Origin of the sequence: Exiguobacterium sp. 8A (genome assembly GCF_902506275.1) — a bacterium.
In the GTDB taxonomy this organism is placed as follows: Bacteria; Bacillota; Bacilli; order Exiguobacteriales; family Exiguobacteriaceae; genus Exiguobacterium; species Exiguobacterium profundum.
Window position 1 is genome coordinate 1,359,405 of the sequence record NZ_LR733630.1, and the last position, 15,643, is coordinate 1,375,047.

The 15,643-nt window shown below is 47.5% G+C and carries 24 protein-coding genes and 1 pseudogene; all 25 read right to left on the reverse strand.

The window, feature by feature from the left end; all coding sequences use genetic code 11:
• Window positions 1–14: 14 nt before the first annotated feature.
• On the reverse strand, window positions 15–905 hold the full coding sequence (locus tag GVY42_RS07035; RefSeq protein WP_159562735.1) for a capsid protein: 891 nt from the start codon (window positions 903–905) through the stop codon (window positions 15–17).
• Window positions 906–922: 17 nt separating this feature from the next.
• Entirely contained in the window at window positions 923–1,570 is a 648-nt protein-coding gene (locus tag GVY42_RS07040; RefSeq protein ID WP_159562736.1) for a hypothetical protein, read from the reverse strand.
• Window positions 1,571–1,641: 71 nt separating this feature from the next.
• A complete protein-coding gene (locus tag GVY42_RS07045) occupies window positions 1,642–2,208 on the reverse strand; it encodes a hypothetical protein (RefSeq protein ID WP_159562737.1) in 567 nt (188 codons plus the stop codon).
• Between the two features lie 12 nt (window positions 2,209–2,220).
• A complete protein-coding gene (locus GVY42_RS07050) occupies window positions 2,221–3,318 on the reverse strand; it encodes a phage minor capsid protein (protein WP_159562738.1) in 1,098 nt (365 codons plus the stop codon).
• Complete coding sequence (locus GVY42_RS07055) at window positions 3,296–4,798, reverse strand: phage portal protein (protein WP_159562739.1); 1,503 nt, start codon at window positions 4,796–4,798, stop codon at window positions 3,296–3,298. Before GVY42_RS07055 ends, GVY42_RS07050 begins: the two co-directional genes overlap by 23 nt.
• A gap of 47 nt (window positions 4,799–4,845) precedes the next feature.
• Window positions 4,846–6,153 (reverse strand): annotated as a pseudogene (locus GVY42_RS07060) (PBSX family phage terminase large subunit).
• Between the two features lie 12 nt (window positions 6,154–6,165).
• Window positions 6,166–6,627, reverse strand: coding sequence for a terminase small subunit (locus tag GVY42_RS07065; RefSeq protein ID WP_159562740.1), 462 nt, complete (start codon window positions 6,625–6,627; stop codon window positions 6,166–6,168).
• Between the two features lie 478 nt (window positions 6,628–7,105).
• Window positions 7,106–8,200 carry a hypothetical protein gene (locus GVY42_RS07070; protein WP_159562741.1) on the reverse strand — a complete coding sequence of 365 codons (1,095 nt, stop codon included), beginning with the start codon at window positions 8,198–8,200 and terminating at the stop codon, window positions 7,106–7,108.
• Between the two features lie 115 nt (window positions 8,201–8,315).
• Window positions 8,316–8,792: a hypothetical protein gene (locus GVY42_RS07075; protein WP_159565549.1), complete on the reverse strand. Its 477-nt coding sequence runs from the start codon at window positions 8,790–8,792 to the stop codon at window positions 8,316–8,318.
• Window positions 8,793–8,807: 15 nt separating this feature from the next.
• Window positions 8,808–9,692, reverse strand: coding sequence for a hypothetical protein (locus GVY42_RS07080; RefSeq protein WP_159562743.1), 885 nt, complete (start codon window positions 9,690–9,692; stop codon window positions 8,808–8,810).
• On the reverse strand, window positions 9,689–10,210 hold the full coding sequence (locus tag GVY42_RS07085; protein ID WP_159562744.1) for a hypothetical protein: 522 nt from the start codon (window positions 10,208–10,210) through the stop codon (window positions 9,689–9,691). Before GVY42_RS07085 ends, GVY42_RS07080 begins: the two co-directional genes overlap by 4 nt.
• A 27-nt stretch (window positions 10,211–10,237) precedes the next feature.
• Window positions 10,238–10,420, reverse strand: coding sequence for a DUF3797 domain-containing protein (locus tag GVY42_RS07090; RefSeq protein ID WP_159562745.1), 183 nt, complete (start codon window positions 10,418–10,420; stop codon window positions 10,238–10,240).
• Between the two features lie 16 nt (window positions 10,421–10,436).
• Window positions 10,437–10,826: a hypothetical protein gene (locus GVY42_RS07095; RefSeq protein ID WP_159562746.1), complete on the reverse strand. Its 390-nt coding sequence runs from the start codon at window positions 10,824–10,826 to the stop codon at window positions 10,437–10,439.
• Between the two features lie 12 nt (window positions 10,827–10,838).
• Complete coding sequence (locus GVY42_RS16675; RefSeq protein ID WP_256369428.1) at window positions 10,839–10,973, reverse strand: hypothetical protein; 135 nt, start codon at window positions 10,971–10,973, stop codon at window positions 10,839–10,841.
• Window positions 10,974–10,997: 24 nt separating this feature from the next.
• Window positions 10,998–11,258, reverse strand: coding sequence for a hypothetical protein (locus GVY42_RS07100; RefSeq protein ID WP_159565550.1), 261 nt, complete (start codon window positions 11,256–11,258; stop codon window positions 10,998–11,000).
• Complete coding sequence (locus GVY42_RS07105; protein WP_159562747.1) at window positions 11,237–11,647, reverse strand: hypothetical protein; 411 nt, start codon at window positions 11,645–11,647, stop codon at window positions 11,237–11,239. The genes GVY42_RS07100 and GVY42_RS07105 overlap by 22 nt, the downstream gene beginning before the upstream one ends.
• Before the next feature lie 154 nt (window positions 11,648–11,801).
• Complete coding sequence (locus GVY42_RS07110) at window positions 11,802–12,020, reverse strand: hypothetical protein (protein WP_159562749.1); 219 nt, start codon at window positions 12,018–12,020, stop codon at window positions 11,802–11,804.
• Complete coding sequence (locus GVY42_RS07115) at window positions 11,980–12,168, reverse strand: hypothetical protein (protein ID WP_159562750.1); 189 nt, start codon at window positions 12,166–12,168, stop codon at window positions 11,980–11,982. Before GVY42_RS07115 ends, GVY42_RS07110 begins: the two co-directional genes overlap by 41 nt.
• Entirely contained in the window at window positions 12,137–12,424 is a 288-nt protein-coding gene (locus tag GVY42_RS07120) for a hypothetical protein (RefSeq protein ID WP_159562751.1), read from the reverse strand. Before GVY42_RS07120 ends, GVY42_RS07115 begins: the two co-directional genes overlap by 32 nt.
• 16 nt (window positions 12,425–12,440) lie before the next feature.
• Window positions 12,441–12,623, reverse strand: coding sequence for a hypothetical protein (locus GVY42_RS07125; RefSeq protein WP_159562752.1), 183 nt, complete (start codon window positions 12,621–12,623; stop codon window positions 12,441–12,443).
• A complete protein-coding gene (locus tag GVY42_RS07130) occupies window positions 12,620–13,285 on the reverse strand; it encodes a hypothetical protein (RefSeq protein WP_159562753.1) in 666 nt (221 codons plus the stop codon). Before GVY42_RS07130 ends, GVY42_RS07125 begins: the two co-directional genes overlap by 4 nt.
• Window positions 13,279–13,461, reverse strand: coding sequence for a hypothetical protein (locus GVY42_RS07135; protein WP_159562754.1), 183 nt, complete (start codon window positions 13,459–13,461; stop codon window positions 13,279–13,281). The genes GVY42_RS07130 and GVY42_RS07135 overlap by 7 nt, the downstream gene beginning before the upstream one ends.
• On the reverse strand, window positions 13,458–13,745 hold the full coding sequence (locus GVY42_RS07140; RefSeq protein ID WP_159562755.1) for a hypothetical protein: 288 nt from the start codon (window positions 13,743–13,745) through the stop codon (window positions 13,458–13,460). The genes GVY42_RS07135 and GVY42_RS07140 overlap by 4 nt, the downstream gene beginning before the upstream one ends.
• Window positions 13,742–14,590, reverse strand: coding sequence for a helix-turn-helix domain-containing protein (locus GVY42_RS07145; protein ID WP_159562756.1), 849 nt, complete (start codon window positions 14,588–14,590; stop codon window positions 13,742–13,744). Before GVY42_RS07145 ends, GVY42_RS07140 begins: the two co-directional genes overlap by 4 nt.
• 138 nt (window positions 14,591–14,728) lie before the next feature.
• Window positions 14,729–15,643, reverse strand: coding sequence for a recombinase RecT (locus GVY42_RS07150; RefSeq protein ID WP_159562757.1), 915 nt, complete (start codon window positions 15,641–15,643; stop codon window positions 14,729–14,731).

Below are 15,643 nucleotides of genomic sequence, written 5' to 3' on the forward strand. Positions count from 1 at the left end.
AGGGGTCCGGCAGATTAGGGTGTCACATGCATCTTGACGCCTGGGACGCGACGTTCGAACAAGAAGACGTCCCAGTATGACCGCTCGTTCCAGAGGTATTTCAAATCGGTGACCGCAGAAGGGCTGTCGAGCGATGCAATCGCATATTTCTGTGGTGAGACAAGCGCCTGAGGATGAATCAAGATCATGTTGATTTGTTCCGCCCCGGCCGCCGGTACCGCTCCGATTGTGAAATCATAGGCCGTCTTCATACGGTCTGATGGTACGACGATAATCCGTACTTCTTCGAGTGTCCGTACAGCGCGAGACACTTGCTCATTGTTAGCCGTCACCATCATCTGACGTTGGATTTGATCCGCTTGCTTGAGTAACTTGTGGATTGTAGGCGTAACGTAAAGCAAACGACCATCCTGAGGTACTTCGGCCTCGTCCATCTGTTCCATCATGTCATCAAAGATGCTGAGGATATTGGCAGTTGTCAAGCCCGTTGTCACAGGGACCCCACCATAACCCGTGAACTCTGCATGAAGCTTCGATGCCATGAACTTGTCCATCTCTGGGATCTTCTGTTCGTCATTGAAGACCGATGTGAAGTTCGCGATTGAGACCGAGAGGTTGGTCTCGTCGATGTCCATCGGGTCGATGAGCGTTTTCCATTGCCGATCATGGGTGAGTGTCTTCGTCTCCCAGCTATTATCAACGTTACGGGTGAATCCTCCGATGACATCCCGGTTGTAGTCCGTCATCCCGTTCACGTCGATGCGTGGAATTTGGACGGTGTTTGCATTCGTCCAGCGTAACGTCGCGTTCGCTGGGGCGTTATATAGATCGACGAATCGTAATCCGACGGTGAAGCGTTGCTTCAGCGCCCGTGTATAGAGTTCAGCATAGTTAAGTGCTGCCATGTTGATTCCTTCTTTCTTTAGTTAGTCTTTTTCGGTGCGAAGGCGGCTAAGAATTGTTCCTCGAACGAATTTCCGGTCGATTGTCCGGTTCCTGGTTGAACGAATTTCGGTACTTTGGGTTTATCCACAGCTTCCTGTGAGAAATGTGGATATTTCTCCACTACCTTCTTGATCGCCTCGTCAATCGGCGTCTCATCGTTCACAAGAGAACGGGCCAAGGTGACGACGTCCTCGACGGAATCTGCTTTGACACCCGACTTCATGGCGGACATCTGCGCCTTCAACGCTTCGTTCTCGGCCGCCGTCTGGTTGAACTGTTCTTGTGTCTTCTGGAGCGCTGCTGCCTGTTTCTCGGCCTCGGTCCGCTGGGATGATTCCCATTCTTCAAATTTCGCAAGTCGTTCTTTCACAGCGTCGACGCTATCCGCACCGAATTGTTTCAATAGTTTCGCCTGTGTGTCGTTCTTCTGTTTGGCCAAGAAGCTGTTGAGCTCTTCTTGGGTGAATGTCTTGCCTTGCCCTCCCTCTTCTGGTGGAGTTGTACCAGCTCCGCCGGTTCCTTGTTGCGTGTCCGTCGTCTGCTGTCCTGTTTGGTCTTGCCCCGCTCCTCCGGTCGCCTCTGCGAAGAATTGAAGGTTGAGCGGTAAAAGATTGTATTTATGCATGGTGTTGCCCTCCTAGTTGAGTAAAGTCCTACGTTTTATTTAACGTCCACCACGAGTAAACGGACCATGAATCAGTAACCTTGATGCGTCTCGACGAAATCGAAGCTGAAACTACCCGTGACGATCGATGCATCAGATGCCCCGATGACGAGCGCGAGCTCGTAGACCGCGTCACCCTCTAAGAAATCGGCGAACGGGATTTTGATGTCTTGGAAAATCTCACCTGTTGTGTTTCGGGCGATTCTGTAAGATTCCGCAGCGTCGACCCAGCCGTTGATGCCGACGAACTGCGCATTACAAATCGTGTTCCTCGGTCTCGTCTCGACCCGACTCTCAATCACCACGTCACCAGAGCCATACCGTGGCGTCCCACCTTTGAAAAAGGCCTGTGGAGTGAGTGGCGCGGCGTCTATCTTGCGAAGGTATACATAAGAAGTGAAAATACTGTTGATGTTGTCCGTCCGGTTATACTTCAACCGGCAACTTTGGGTAGGGACCAATTTGGTATCAGAATCGAAGTGCAAACTGAACACAAGTGCGTTTGCACTCGTGGCCGCTAGACTTGTCGGGTTCTTGATGACGCCAGAGACGCGGAACCTACCGTCCTCTCCCTGTACATCCCGTACTACACGTGACATCTACATCCCTCCCTAAACAATTTGTTCACGATTACGGCGGCGTGTCAGTTCATGCTCATCGATGAATAGACGCATCTTCGCTTGCCGCTCACGTATCAGTTTTTTTGCTTCTGCGATGCCTGTCTCATCGCGTAATTGTTCCATCATCCGTAACTCTCGTTTTGCGGCCCGTATCTCCCGCTCGATAGCCCGTTGACGTTGAGTGAGCTTGTACAGTTCCTCACTTTCCTTTTTGTCATATGGCTCGTATCGCTTGATGGACTTCCCTTGTACATATGGGTACATGACATGCCGACAGTTGATTCCTGTCACAATACCAGTGATCGACCCGTAGGACGTCTCACTCAAAGACGGATAACGTCGACTGTTCCCACTCCTACTGTAAATCTTTCCTTGATACGGAATATGTGACGGTCTAGACCCGGCGTGTGAGCTGATCTCGACCAAGTCGATGTCGTAGTCGTCCATCCGTGCTTCTTGAACTTTAGCAGCGGTCTGAGCGGAAATGGCACGCGTCATCATCGGCATGTATCCCTCGACGGACCATTTCTTCCCCGCCTTGTCGACGAGGGCAGTCACGCCCTGAGAGGCGAGCTGTCGTGCAGCGGTACGTAATGCCTGATCGTGCGTCTTCGCTCCTGTCAGCACTTCGGCAGTCACTTTGGAGACGATATCTCGCGCCGCCTGTGTCGACGTGGCAAGCATCGTCGAGTTCATCAGGTTCAGCGTGTCTTGTGCATTCGATTCAAAGAGTAGGATGGTTTCGAGAATCCGGTTCGACTCACTGATTGCCGGTACAGGCAGATCGGGTAATGCTTCCCGTATGCCTGGTTCGATTTCTTCAGCAGACATCATCCCGACTTCGTTCAACCATTGCTTGACCGCTTCCGGTGTCTTTCGCGATGTCTTGGCGATCAATCGTATCTGTTCATCATTCAAACGGCCGAGCAATTGCAACCGCTCGACCTGCCAGTTGATGACATTGTCCGAGGTGATGACTTTATTTGTTGCCAATAACCGTCCAATCTTCGTCAGCATCTCACGCTCTAATTCGAGATAGAGCTCGTTGACGAACAAACTAGATTGGTCATACTGGGTCGGTGTCGGCATCGTCTAGTCCCTCCCCGATTCCGCTCATGAGCGGGTCACGTGTCATGACAGCCCGTTCTTCCTCTTGGATACGTCGCAACTTCTCACGCGCCGCTTCTTCGTCCAGACGATCGAGAAGCATGATTGCATCCAATTTTGATTGTAGCCCCGCCCCGACTCGTAGGATTTGGAGCTCCGTTGTCGCTTTCTTGTCCTCGGCGATTGAGTCATCAAACGCGACGTTGATCTCATAGTCACCAGGTGGTGGGATGAGTCCCGCTGCCGTCGCGACATCCAGAATCATGGCGACGATATCTCTTATGAACGGTTCGATACTGTTGACCTCGTTTGTCTGCTTCGTGCGATACGTCTTGGACTTCTCGCTGATGATTTCTGTTGCTGTCTTGACGGATTGTCCATCAAACGTAAACGTCCCTGAGCTAAACCCAATCTGCGCACTCAATGTTTCCAGTAGCCCATTGATTGCTGACAAGTGTTCTTCGACTCGTAAGCTAAAATCAATTTCTTTGATAGGAGTATCAGTATCTCCAAAGTTTAGCGGCGTATAGACGGACGTATCGGCATTAAATCGGGTGACCAGTTGGCCCTTTTCGTCCACGGTCTCTAACACCTGTTCACTAGCAAGGATGCGTTTCTTCCCCATCGAAAACTCATTTTCGAAGCTGTCGAATACATAGTCGATGGTGTGTATGGTATCAATCGCATTGGCGAAAAGACTGATACCGAGCGGACTGGTGATATCCACGTTGTTCTTCGTCGCCGGTTTCGTGTAAGCGAACAAAGGATTCTTCAATCCCTGTATGCTGATGACCGCCTCGACGTCCGCGTATCGTGGAACAGAGTCGAGTGAGACTTCAATCCCGATGTCATCCTTATCGTTACGGTCCGCCTTATAGAGACGGTTCCGAATCGTATACAGTTTTTGGTCACCGACTTTCTCCCAAACGTGCCACCGTAGCAAGCGATAGCGTTCATTTCCTTGAACGAAATCGTCAGATATGATCACGGCTTCTGATACTTTCCCGCTCGAATCCCATGCGATAGGATAGAAGCTGTTCGCATGAATATAGTTGAGCCGAACCGCGCCACCTTCGACGTACGCCTCGACGGCCACACCGCCCGTCGCATACATCACTTCGAAATGTTCCTGCATCCGCGTTCCGAACTTGTTCATTTTGAACGTCTCGTCGATGAACGATTGAATCCGCTCGTCCGAGATGTTCAGCACGAACTTCTCGTTGAATGTGAGCTGTGCCATCTCTTGTGCAATCAATTTCGGTAGGTTCAATGTTCTCAGTACGCGTGCGGACTTTCCATCTTCTTGGACTTTCCAGACAAGTTTTGGACGTGATGACCAGCTAAAGCTCTCGACATTCCCTTGATACAGGCAGAGCCAGCGATCAATTGCTTGATACATCTCATCGCTGACAGTGGTCCCTTGAATATCTGTGACCTTTGCGATCCCTTTGATGAATCCCATGCTATGCAACACCCCCTTTATGCGACTCCAGAGCGTTTTGAACATCCTTACACCCCTCTCGCGACATATCGTTTATAAAAATAGTTATTGGCATATCTCGCCTCATCTAGCGCGTGGTTCCAATCGTCAATCGGCTTCCCGTTCTTGTCTCGAACGTACATGCCCAGCTCACGGATCAGATTGTCGTGGTCATATCGTTCGTCCGAACGTTCGACCAAACAAAAAAGGCCGTCCGATATCGCGTTCTGTAAACGCTCAATCCCGACCTCGATTCCTTTCGAGCTACCTTTGATGTCCCTTGCGTTATTGTCTGCCTTCTCCGTCGGTCTCCCGATCAACCTCAATTCTTCACGTAACGAGCGACAAGCCGGGTCCACATAGATACGTGTATAGTTCATGCTGAACTGGTCCGTGCACCATCGGATGAATTCGTCGATGTCTCTTGCATACTCTGACATGGCGCGCGCTTGTTTCGTCTCCTTCCCGCTGTGATAGAAGTGGGCGACACGGTTCAGCTTATAGACGTACTTCCCGTCCGCTCCTCGACTCTCTGTGACGATGTTACAGCTACAGGATGTCGCGTCGCTCTGTCCGCCGTCAGCGGTAAAATACATCTCGACCGGTCTTCCTTCAAGATGAGGTTTGATATGGTCCGTCATCGAGAACATCGCGTAAATGACACCTTCCGGCATGACACGTTTTCCTTCCCAATCCCGGGCAAACAAGTATGGATTTTTTGAAAGCGTATCGTAAATTTCTTTCTTACGTTCCTCAGTCAAAATTGGATTGTCGTGTATCGTCCAATGCGTCCAGCGTGTCTTTTGAACCTCAAATACCTCTTTGATAATCGGATGGTTCGGAGCGGGCGGGTTCAAGTCAGCCAGATGATAACGATTCTTTGCTGCAAAGGTTCGTCGAAAACACTCTTGGATCATATCTATGTGTAATAAGTTGATTTCTAAGAACACGACCGATCCGAGAGACATACCTGTAATGGCCTTGTGACTGTCGCTTTTCCCGCCACCTTTATAGAATATTTTCCGTATTCCTTTCGGCGTTCTGATTTGTAGATGATCGCCGTTCTCGTCATGACTGACTTTCGCGTATCGACCAAAGATATTTTTCAACCCGAACCCGTCACCTTCGATGAAAAGGCGATACGCTTGTTCCTGGTTATATCCGACCAGCAGATGGTTCTCATCTTCTGTCTCCAGATAAAAGCGTGCCATTCGAAAAATACCCGCTGTCGTCTTGCCAGATCGAGGCGTCTACGTACCTTCACTCACTTCCAGCGTGACATCAAAAGGCAGTTTGATTAAACGTTTCTGTTTCTCGCCAAAAATGATTGAAGACATGTGACCACCCCCCTAATCTTCCATAGTGATTCTCATCAATTCTTTCAGCAATCCTAGATCATCGTTATCTGATTTGAGCAACTCCAATTTCGCTTTAAGGTATTCATTTTGGAGCTTAGATTGCTCGTAGATGTTCATCAACGTGTTCAGTTCTTTAACTGAGGCGATGAATGCGTTACTATTCGCTTGGCGTACACCTTGAGAAAGGATGTCCTCCTTCGCTTGCTCCATCATGAAATAAAGGCTATCAACGGACTTCTCAAGCGTCCAGATTGAGTCCTTACGTGCCTCCTGCATCAACTCGTCGTACCTTACCTTTACCTTACCGCTTTTCAATAATTCAGAAGCCTTAACGTCTACAACACTATCTTTCATCTTGCTGTTCGGATAGGCGTCACGATAAGCGGCCCGTTGGCTCATGCCAGATACGACATTCAGGACGAACTTCTCCTGTTTGGCTGTCAGTTTATTCACGGCATGTTCACCACCATCCTTCCCGTTTTGTCATCTCAATCGCAAGGGGCTGAAACAGGAGGGGAAGGAGGCTGTCCGCACGGCTCATGTCTGCCAGCCCCTCACGATTCAAACGACAAAAAAGACGCCCCTAAGGAGCGCCTCTCTGCGTTAGATTGTTTTGTTGGTCTTGCCTATATTACTCACTATACACGGGATTCCGGACAAAACTCTTCTGAAATCCTTCTGTTTTCCTTCTGTTTTTTACCTGGTGTTTTCGCTTTTCCGTTTTTGCTTTGTCCGATATGCAATTAGATATCTCATATAAATTATGAATACCACCAATATGGTTGTGCGTGTAACCACGTGTGATAAAAACTGATTATCTGTATATACACAGTATTGATAAAAAACTAGGACTATCAGAGTAAACAATATGTCTTTTGGCTCCAAATATGGATTAAAAAACTTTTTTATTGTCCTTTCCCAAAAAGACATTTTATTGCCACCTTACATTCCTGACAAACTTCACTTTCCAATTCATAGTCGCAGCGTAAAATAAATCAAATCTTATTCCATGTCGTACCATTTGCAATGGAACTCCTACTATCGCTGCGACAGTGCCAAGTAAATGTTTAGCATTAGCAATACCCAACATAGTCAAGGCTCCTCCTGTAGATGTAAGTGTGTATTTTGAGAGGTACACTCTTATACCCCAAAAATAAAATTTAAGCTTAGTCACTCCAACTCCAAATGGAGTTATTTCATATGGATCAACAACTATAATGCTATTGTCAGTTTCATCAACTTCAGTGAGGTAATCCTCAACCGAAATATCACGTAACAAATTATTTGCAACAGTGACATTTTCCTGAATGATTGAATAATTCTCATTTCCAAGCAAATCTGTCATTTCATTTTCATTAGTAATCTCAAATCCTTCCTCCGTACTACTAATAAAGGCCTCCGCCTGAACTTGAGCTACTGGATCAAGTTGATCTACAGGTACATCTGGTTTTTCTGTCGAGAGATCCACCTCTGTCGCATAAGAAATCGGATACGCACCTTCCTGCATCACTGCAGTCACGCGGACATAGTATTTGTTCGAGGTCGAATAGTTTAACCCACCATTCTTCTCATACGCCTTTTGATATAACGCTTGCGGATTCACCGCAAAATCTGTCCCAGTGCCATCACGTCTGAAATCGACTTGACCAGCTTCCAACTGTTCTGCAGTAGGGAACATTCCTTTGCCGGCTGTTGAGAAATAAGGTTGGTCGGCTGGAGTATCCCAATAACTGTGGTAGGACCCGTTGAATAGAATTACTTGATACTTCTCAGCACCTTCCACTTCATCCCATTCAACATACAGGCTCCCTTTTCCGTCCTCCATCAAATATGGTTCAACATAAGGCTTTTCCATCTGCGGATAGTCCGGATTCACGGCCATCGGCATAATCATAGGTGGTGCGGGTAACGCCTCGTACGTGTTGCTCTCTTCCGCCTGTGCTTTCGGCGGGATTCCCGCGAATAGCGAGATGACCATCGTCAACGTCACGACGACGGCGAGTGCTTTGTTCCAAGTCTTGTACATATGTAATTCCCCTTCCTTGGGATGATCATCCATTCGGATGTCCAAAATATTATACAAGGAAAGGGATAAAATGGTTGTTCAAAAACGGAACAGTCAGAATTCTTTTTTGAAACCGCTACCAGAGACGGAACACATCGGCGATCTGCCCTCTGAGACCGTCCAGTGCCTTATAATACCGCTCGTTCCCCCAACCTAGACGGTCGATGACATGAGTGTCGCGGACGAAGCGTCGGTTATACTTCTCGTCCCACACCGTGAGCTCGTCTTGCGAGAGATAGAAGCGGATCGCATGGAGCTTCCCGAACTCGTTCTTGAGTACGACCAACTCCTTCTTCGCCTGTTTGACCGCATAATCATGGTGTTGCTGCTCCTTCATCGGGTGCGGGTTGTTCTGGACCTCGCTAGGGGTGTAATTCACGACCAAAGAGGACGGCGGTAGATACTCCGGTCCTCCGTTGATCGTCTCCTCCGCCTGCTGGATGAGCAACGGCAAACGATAATAGCGTTGCAAGAGCTCATCCACGCGCTTCCGCAGGCGTTTGTCATCCTTGACGCGCGTCTCGGTCCACTTCATCTGTTCCATCGCATGCACGCTCCTTTTTACTGGTTATCCGCGTTGTTCCAAGTCCTTTTCCGTGAAGAGCTTGTCTTGCCCAGCGATTTTCATCCCATGGAATCGTTTAACGCTGTAATTGACCTTAAATGGAACTCTGTAATTCGAATCTTCTAGAATTTTCGTGAATTCTGCTTTTTCTTCAACGGTTAAATTGTTTAAGTGATCAAAGAACTCTTTATGGTCCTCATCTCCGATAACAACATGATCATATAACAATCCTTGTTCGGTCATCGCCTTAGCTAATTTCTCAGATTTTTTGAATTGTTCTACAACCGCTTTTAAGTGTTCACTCATTTCTTTCTCGACGTACCAGTGCTTTTTAAACACTTCATGAAGGGCTAATGGATTGGCGAACTCCGCATCGTCTTGAACGATATTATGCTGATCAACGCAAACATATAAGAACGGGTGGTTTACGTGTTCTGATAACTGATATCCTACTCCAGTTTCATCGTAGATACGTTCATTATTGAGTAATCGTTCTAACGCCACACGTCCGATAGTTTTTTCATGATTATTCATATTCTTTTCCTCCTGTGTAGTAAGGTTTAAAATTTTCGTGGAAATTGGGATTATCACTTCTCCCGTATCCAAACTTAAGTTTTCGTATCCTGTATCTAGATTGGGGAAAGATTGCGCCATCCAATGTCCATACGAATCTTTGAGAATATCATCATTCGACAAACTCGATATTTCCTTTTCTTTTGACTCTATTTTTTTCGCCCACTCTTCGACTTCTTTTTCAATACTTTTTTTATCAAGAGTCGAATATGTTTTTGTTTCATCCTTTCCTCGTTTCCCTACGCTTCTCTTAATCATTTTGGCGAATTCCTTAACATGTTCCTGTTTCAGTTCCATCCACTTTGGTTTTGTCATTGTGTCGTCTCCTCGTCACAAATAGCTACGCTTGTTTTCATTCCGTAGATTGTCCCCTCCTCGGGTACGTCCTCGATTGGTATACACTTATTCAAATCCTTCGGCGAAGGTGTGTAGTGATGCAACTGATCAGCGGGGGAAATTACCCTAGAAGGCTTCCCCCTGAAGGTGTGATGAGCTTTCACAACCATCACTCGTTCTGGGTCAAACCCAACCTTTAACCAAGGCTGTTCAATTTGTTCAAGTTCGTCATCGTAGTAAGCCCCCACCCACTCATTCGGGCGTTCTCGCATCGCTTGTCGCACATCGAAGGGTTTAGGGATGTACCATTGGATACGGAAAACATCTTCTAGTGAGACGTCTACACCTTCCGTATATACACCCCAATTCATCATTACGTTTTTCGTTTGCTTGTCAATATAACAAGCTTCACCTTTGGCGGTAAATATTTTTTGACCCTCAGCAAGTAAAATTAAAGCTTTTTCTCCGTCAATCTTCTCGAATTTGCTCATATCCATATTGATCCGCCCCCTATTCATCGGTCATTAGTTGTAGTGCACTTCATTTCCATATTCGTCTGTTTCTACTTCCCAACCGCATTTGCATGAACGATAGAACTTCTCCTCTTCCACGATCAACTTTCCTGCGCCATTCCCAACCTTGTTGCTACCACACACTGGGCATTCGTTGTACTTCTGTATCAATTCCAACGTTCTCATCGCGTTCATATGATCCACGCTCCTATCATTCGCTCGTCTGTAGTTCGATGTCCGGGATGATTTGCTCTGGGCGGAAGAGAACCTTGTAATGGAAGGCGTCTTCGTATTTGGCGTCCGTCTGTTCGACAAAATAGCTGACGTTGTCACTGAGTCCTAAGAAATGCTTCTTGTATTCCTCCTTGCCAGTCTTGCAGGATACCTCAAGTTGCTTGCCGTCTTCGTAAATCGAGCAAAGCCCTTCGATGGTAAGGAGATAGTTGTCTGTGATGCCGTTGAAGAACACGACGCGTCGCTCCACCTCGAATGAATCCGCTGACTTGGACAGGTTGTCGGATACCACATCCGCCTCTGTACATCCCGCAAGAATGACCGTGAGTAATGTGATAGCAATGATTGAACGTAATGATTTTTTCAATGTTATTCCTCCTTAAAACATCCACATAATCAGTTTGACTGTCGCTGCCGTTAGCAATCCGAGTCCGAGTATAAACAGGTAAATCGCAATCCATTTTCCAGCACGATCTATGTTCAGTTCTTTCGACGTTTTGTTTTTAAAATCCATTCCCTTCACTCCCCAATTCATAGTTTAATAAGACAAATACGCCAAGATGAGCGCCGTGAGGACTGAACTGACGACTCCGATAATTATCCAAATCATCTGAAACATAAGTTCGCGCTTGTTGTGCCTATACGGTAGCAACCGAAGAACTATTATCACCAAAATTCCCAAGCCTGCCATGATCCATTCACTTGAGAATGCCGAGACAACAGTAAATGTGAACAGCGCGATAAACATTAAAAACTTTATAGCATCACTCGCTTTTTTCATGTTTTTTGGTTTCTCCACTTCTCCGCCTCCCTAATCTCAAACTCAACCTTACTTGCCCCATAGCAATCACGGACCACAACCCATTCGTGCATGAGCTCGACCATATACGCAAACCCTCCTGAGCCGTAATATTCGCCGTTCAGATAAAGGCGGTATGGTTTGTTGCCTTCGAGTTGCGCCGGCCACCCTATGCCGATGACAGATTCTAGTTCTTTAATCTTAGACTCGAGCCTTGCGTTCTCACCAATCAATTCGATGTTCTCAGTCGAAAGGGCATGCATCTTATCGATACTTTTATCGATGTAGTCTGTTGCGATGTCTCGCATCTCGGTATACGCCTTCACGATTTCGTCTTGTGTATGCGTGGGTAACAAGGCGATTCTATGTTTCAACTGTTCGAGCGTCATTCTTCTGCCCCTTTCATTCGATCTCTCTGTCTCATCCGTCTTCGGAACAAGCGGTTCTTGGCTTGTTTGTTAGACTTATGTTCTGCCCGACATGCCCCGCACGAGCAATACCAGCCGAACCCTTTAGAGGCGATGTGTCGCAACTCCTTGCGTCTCACTTCCTCGCCCCCTTCTTCGGTATCCCGAGTTTCTTAGCCAATAGCCGACGTACTTCTTTGTTGTACGCGAGCTTCTCCTCGAATGTGAGCCGGATGATATGAGGCACGAGTTCTTGAAGCTCACGTTGCGCCTTAGAGCGCTCCTTCTCGTTCTTCGCGCGTCTCAATGCGCGCTCATGCTTTACCTTTCGTCGGGCCAACAGTTCTGTATTCACGTCGTTCCCATCCTTCCTTGACGAGTTTTTGGATTTCGTGTTGCTCGCCGGCCGGGATGAAGAGGGTACAGCGGTGCCCCTCGTCCATCCGTGTCAGCCACTCTTCGCGCGTTCCCTTATAGCGAATGCGTTGCTTTTTCCGTGCCATGGTTGATCACCCGTTCCCATCCACCGCGCAAGAGCTCGGTGATTGCCTGCGTCATCTCTGCCTGGACCGGTTCGTCACTGCCTGCGAGGAGGTAGTAGCAGCGGTCGCTAACGTAGATACGTCGTCCGCTGTGGTGATGGAACCAGGTGGCTTTTCCGGTGCGTCTGTGCCTCGCTATGGCTTCGACGATGACGTCCCGATACTCGTAGTACCGTTTCGCGTCTTGAAGCGATGTGGCCCATTTTTGAGCGTGCATGCTCATTCTCCTTTCATCATTCGCACTCCTCAATCTTTTGAGAGCTATATGTGACCGCCACGTTTCTTTCATAGAAAAATTCTTTATCACAATTCTCGCAATAGTCCCTATCTGAATCGGCCCTCTCCCACGAATCACCCGGAGCATAACCGCAATAAGGGCATGTGATTTCTTCTGTATATTCAGCGTCAATTTTCATTCCTCAGCCTCCTCAATCGGATAACCCCCACGGATCGGCAACACAAGGATTTCAATTTTCCCTTTGTCCTCGAAAAGAATTGGCCGCAAAGCTCCGTGTAACCGTATCTGAATCTCTTGAGTCTCCATCTTTGAGAAAACCTCCATCGTGTCACGGATGAATTCTGCATTTACTGCAATCGGTTCGAATCCTGGTTTGAGGACGGATGCAGGCAGTTTCATACTTACATCTAGACCGGCTAAAGTTACATTCACGTAGTCTTGTTTGAAATGAAGATGGACCGGCTTATTCGAATCCGTACGTTGACCGACTTTCATTGTTCTCAATGTGTTATTGATCGAACGGAACAATTGGAGCCATAACATGATTTGCTCTTTCGAGAGTGTGACGACATGTTCATAGCCTGTGTTTTCAAATAGCTTAGGTAGTTCCGGAAAATCACCAGTCGCGATATTGAATGTCTTCGGATGAACTAAATAATCTTTCTCGAACCCATGGATGTCGTGGAACATGATAGCCCGGTGTGAGTCCGTCGCTTCCATCCGCCCATCGTTTGTATGATGCACGTAGTTCAAAACCGGTCTGATTTCATTTTTCGTTGTGAACTTTCGAGAAAGTTCTAGAGCTGTGCTGTATAAGTTTCCGTGTACAAAATTCAACATGTCGCCGTGTCTCCTTTTCGTTCAGTAATGTTTAGTGCTTCGAACAATCCATCTTCGAATTCTGTTTTTACCTCAGGGTGTCCAAGACTGTTAAAACAGTCCCGGCACAAATCCTCGATTTCTCCAAAGATGTTTGGTTGCTGTACTTCTGCCTTTTGCCCACACTTGCACGTCATCGTTTTGCCTCCTGAAACGGTTCGATTGGGTAATTCCAAGCCGTAAGTTCGTAACCTTCGATATCTTCTATTCGGATAGTCATTTGTTTCAGACGATTTCCTAACACGATGAATTCCGCAACTTTCGCCATTTCTTCCAGTCTATTTAATGCATCAACGTCACGTATAAATGATTCAAATGATTCTTCGTCTTTGATCAAGCCTGGTTCGGTTTCACTCGACTTCCTTTTTGGATAACGTAGCTCTAATTTCTCTCCACTTTTCAAATAAACATTGAGTTTCATCCTGTCGCCTCCCTTGTGCCTCTTAGCTCTCGCAACTGCCTCATGAGCTCCTCATCCGTTGGGACGTCACTCATCAGTTCCTCGGTCTTCTGCTTCTCGTAGATCCGTTGTTCCTGCTCGTCCTTCTCCAGCCAGTCGGGTACCTTCTGATGGGTTGAGGTGTTCCCGGTCCGTTGCTTCTTCTGTTGGACGAGACGTTCATATCCTTCGAGCGTTTTCACGTTGTGCTCGTTTTCGAGTTTACGGAGAATGCCTGCAGCATAATCCCAGCGCTTTGCTTTCTCGACGGCAACGTTGATTGCCTCCATGATGAGTTCAGCCTCGAATCCCTTGTCGAGGAACTTCTCCATCGCAGTCACGACAGTGGCAGGAATATTTCCATATTGATTCTGATAATGGTTCACCAGACTTTCAGAGAGAGTCTCTCTCTCAGTTAAGTCATTATTAGTTAAATCATTATTAGTACTATTATTATTAGTAGTGGCGGGTTTACCGCTGCGGGTTATCCGTTGCGGGTTATCCGTTGCGGTAAATCCGCAATGGATAGGATGCTCATAAACAGTGATGTTGTGATGCATGATCCTCCCCTTTTCGTCTCGAATCTCTTCCTGCGTGATATATCCTTTTGATTCAAGCTCTTTAAGAGCCGTACGAATGGAATCCTTACCATCTGTGAAATGTCTAGTTAATTCTGATTTGTATAGAATCCAATCGTTCGGCAGACTCAGAATATACGCCAACAATCCTTTAGCTTTCGCTGATAGTGACGGGCTTTGCAAAAAACCTTTATCCATCATCACGAAGTTACTTTCTTTCCGGACACGGTTGATACGTCCCTGTCCCATCTCACTCACTCCATTTCTCATAACGCTGGTACTCTGCCGACAACTCCTCCATCAGGTCGTGGATGTCCTCGTTGGAACGGGCATAGAAGACCATCGTCTCCGGACGCCCGTCCCTCAGGTAGTGGAGACGCAGCCACATCAGAACGGGAGATCATCTTTCGTCACAGGTGGCGGTTCGCTTGGTTCGGGTTCCGGTTCAATCACTTCAGCTTCCTGCTCGACCGGCTCCGGCTCGGCATACGTGGCGTCGATGACCGCCTGACTCGTCACTGTCGATTCACGTACACGAGAGATGCTATTGTCCGTGTTGATGAGCTCAGCGAGGTGTTGGACGTTCCCGTCATCCCGTTCGATGGATAGTGGTGCCGTCTTGAGAAGTCGAATGATGACCGTCTTCTTCGCCATCTCGACGAAATGTTCTATCCACGTACCGGTTACCTTACCTTCGTGTTTTGATTTCGTGAACCGGTCCCGATGCATTTCAATCTGCTCCCTATTCATCACAACGAAATCATTTCCGCCGTCCTTGAGGTGATAGACCGCATAGACATGAGTCACCTTGTCCGGATTTGATTCACCACAAGGGATATGATGCAAATCCTTGTTGAGTCCATATGAATAGTCGAATTCGTCTCCTTCATAGACCTCGTGGGCATAAATCTGTTTCAATTCGCCCGAACGTCTAGATAAATCGATGGCCCCTTTATATCCGATTTGGAACTGTGCCTCCATCTTCTTCGTCTTTCTGTTGTAGAACGGTATGATATAGGCGTGCCCAATAAGGTTTGGCTCCAGACCGAGGGCCGCACAGTTAACGATGGCGCCAATCAATGTCGCCTGGTCACAGTCGAACAGCTTCGGGTTCCTTGTCGCCGCGTTGATGGCCAACCGTGCCAATCGCTCCGGTGTGACGTGCTTTGGAACAAGAGACTGGATCGCTTTATAGTTGTCGTTGATGAGTGCCTTCAGCATCTTCTCGGGATGTTGTGTCTGAGCCGGTGCCTGTGATGCACGGTTCGCGAGTTGATTTTTTACGTCTGCTACTTTTGCCAT

Excerpts from the sequence above, each read along its gene's own strand:
- GVY42_RS16675 (WP_256369428.1), bottom strand. The coding sequence starts at position 10,973 with ATGGATTTTAAAAACAAAACGTCGAAAGAACTGAACATAGATCGTGCT.
- GVY42_RS07145 (WP_159562756.1), bottom strand. The coding sequence starts at position 14,590 with ATGGGACAGGGACGTATCAACCGTGTCCGGAAAGAAAGTAACTTCGTG.
- GVY42_RS07080 (WP_159562743.1), bottom strand. The coding sequence starts at position 9,692 with ATGACAAAACCAAAGTGGATGGAACTGAAACAGGAACATGTTAAGGAA.
- GVY42_RS07085 (WP_159562744.1), bottom strand. The coding sequence starts at position 10,210 with ATGGATATGAGCAAATTCGAGAAGATTGACGGAGAAAAAGCTTTAATT.
- GVY42_RS07090 (WP_159562745.1), bottom strand. The coding sequence starts at position 10,420 with ATGAACGCGATGAGAACGTTGGAATTGATACAGAAGTACAACGAATGC.
- GVY42_RS07150 (WP_159562757.1), bottom strand. The coding sequence starts at position 15,643 with ATGGCAAAAGTAGCAGACGTAAAAAATCAACTCGCGAACCGTGCATCA.
- GVY42_RS07070 (WP_159562741.1), bottom strand. The coding sequence starts at position 8,200 with ATGTACAAGACTTGGAACAAAGCACTCGCCGTCGTCGTGACGTTGACG.
- GVY42_RS07125 (WP_159562752.1), bottom strand. The coding sequence starts at position 12,623 with ATGAAAATTGACGCTGAATATACAGAAGAAATCACATGCCCTTATTGC.
- GVY42_RS07130 (WP_159562753.1), bottom strand. The coding sequence starts at position 13,285 with ATGTTGAATTTTGTACACGGAAACTTATACAGCACAGCTCTAGAACTT.
- GVY42_RS07050 (WP_159562738.1), bottom strand. The coding sequence starts at position 3,318 with ATGCCGACACCGACCCAGTATGACCAATCTAGTTTGTTCGTCAACGAG.
- GVY42_RS07115 (WP_159562750.1), bottom strand. The coding sequence starts at position 12,168 with ATGGCACGGAAAAAGCAACGCATTCGCTATAAGGGAACGCGCGAAGAG.
- GVY42_RS07120 (WP_159562751.1), bottom strand. The coding sequence starts at position 12,424 with ATGCACGCTCAAAAATGGGCCACATCGCTTCAAGACGCGAAACGGTAC.
- GVY42_RS07045 (WP_159562737.1), bottom strand. The coding sequence starts at position 2,208 with ATGTCACGTGTAGTACGGGATGTACAGGGAGAGGACGGTAGGTTCCGC.
- GVY42_RS07055 (WP_159562739.1), bottom strand. The coding sequence starts at position 4,798 with ATGGGATTCATCAAAGGGATCGCAAAGGTCACAGATATTCAAGGGACC.
- GVY42_RS07105 (WP_159562747.1), bottom strand. The coding sequence starts at position 11,647 with ATGACGCTCGAACAGTTGAAACATAGAATCGCCTTGTTACCCACGCAT.
- GVY42_RS07140 (WP_159562755.1), bottom strand. The coding sequence starts at position 13,745 with ATGAAACTCAATGTTTATTTGAAAAGTGGAGAGAAATTAGAGCTACGT.
- GVY42_RS07135 (WP_159562754.1), bottom strand. The coding sequence starts at position 13,461 with ATGACGTGCAAGTGTGGGCAAAAGGCAGAAGTACAGCAACCAAACATC.
- GVY42_RS07035 (WP_159562735.1), bottom strand. The coding sequence starts at position 905 with ATGGCAGCACTTAACTATGCTGAACTCTATACACGGGCGCTGAAGCAA.
- GVY42_RS07040 (WP_159562736.1), bottom strand. The coding sequence starts at position 1,570 with ATGCATAAATACAATCTTTTACCGCTCAACCTTCAATTCTTCGCAGAG.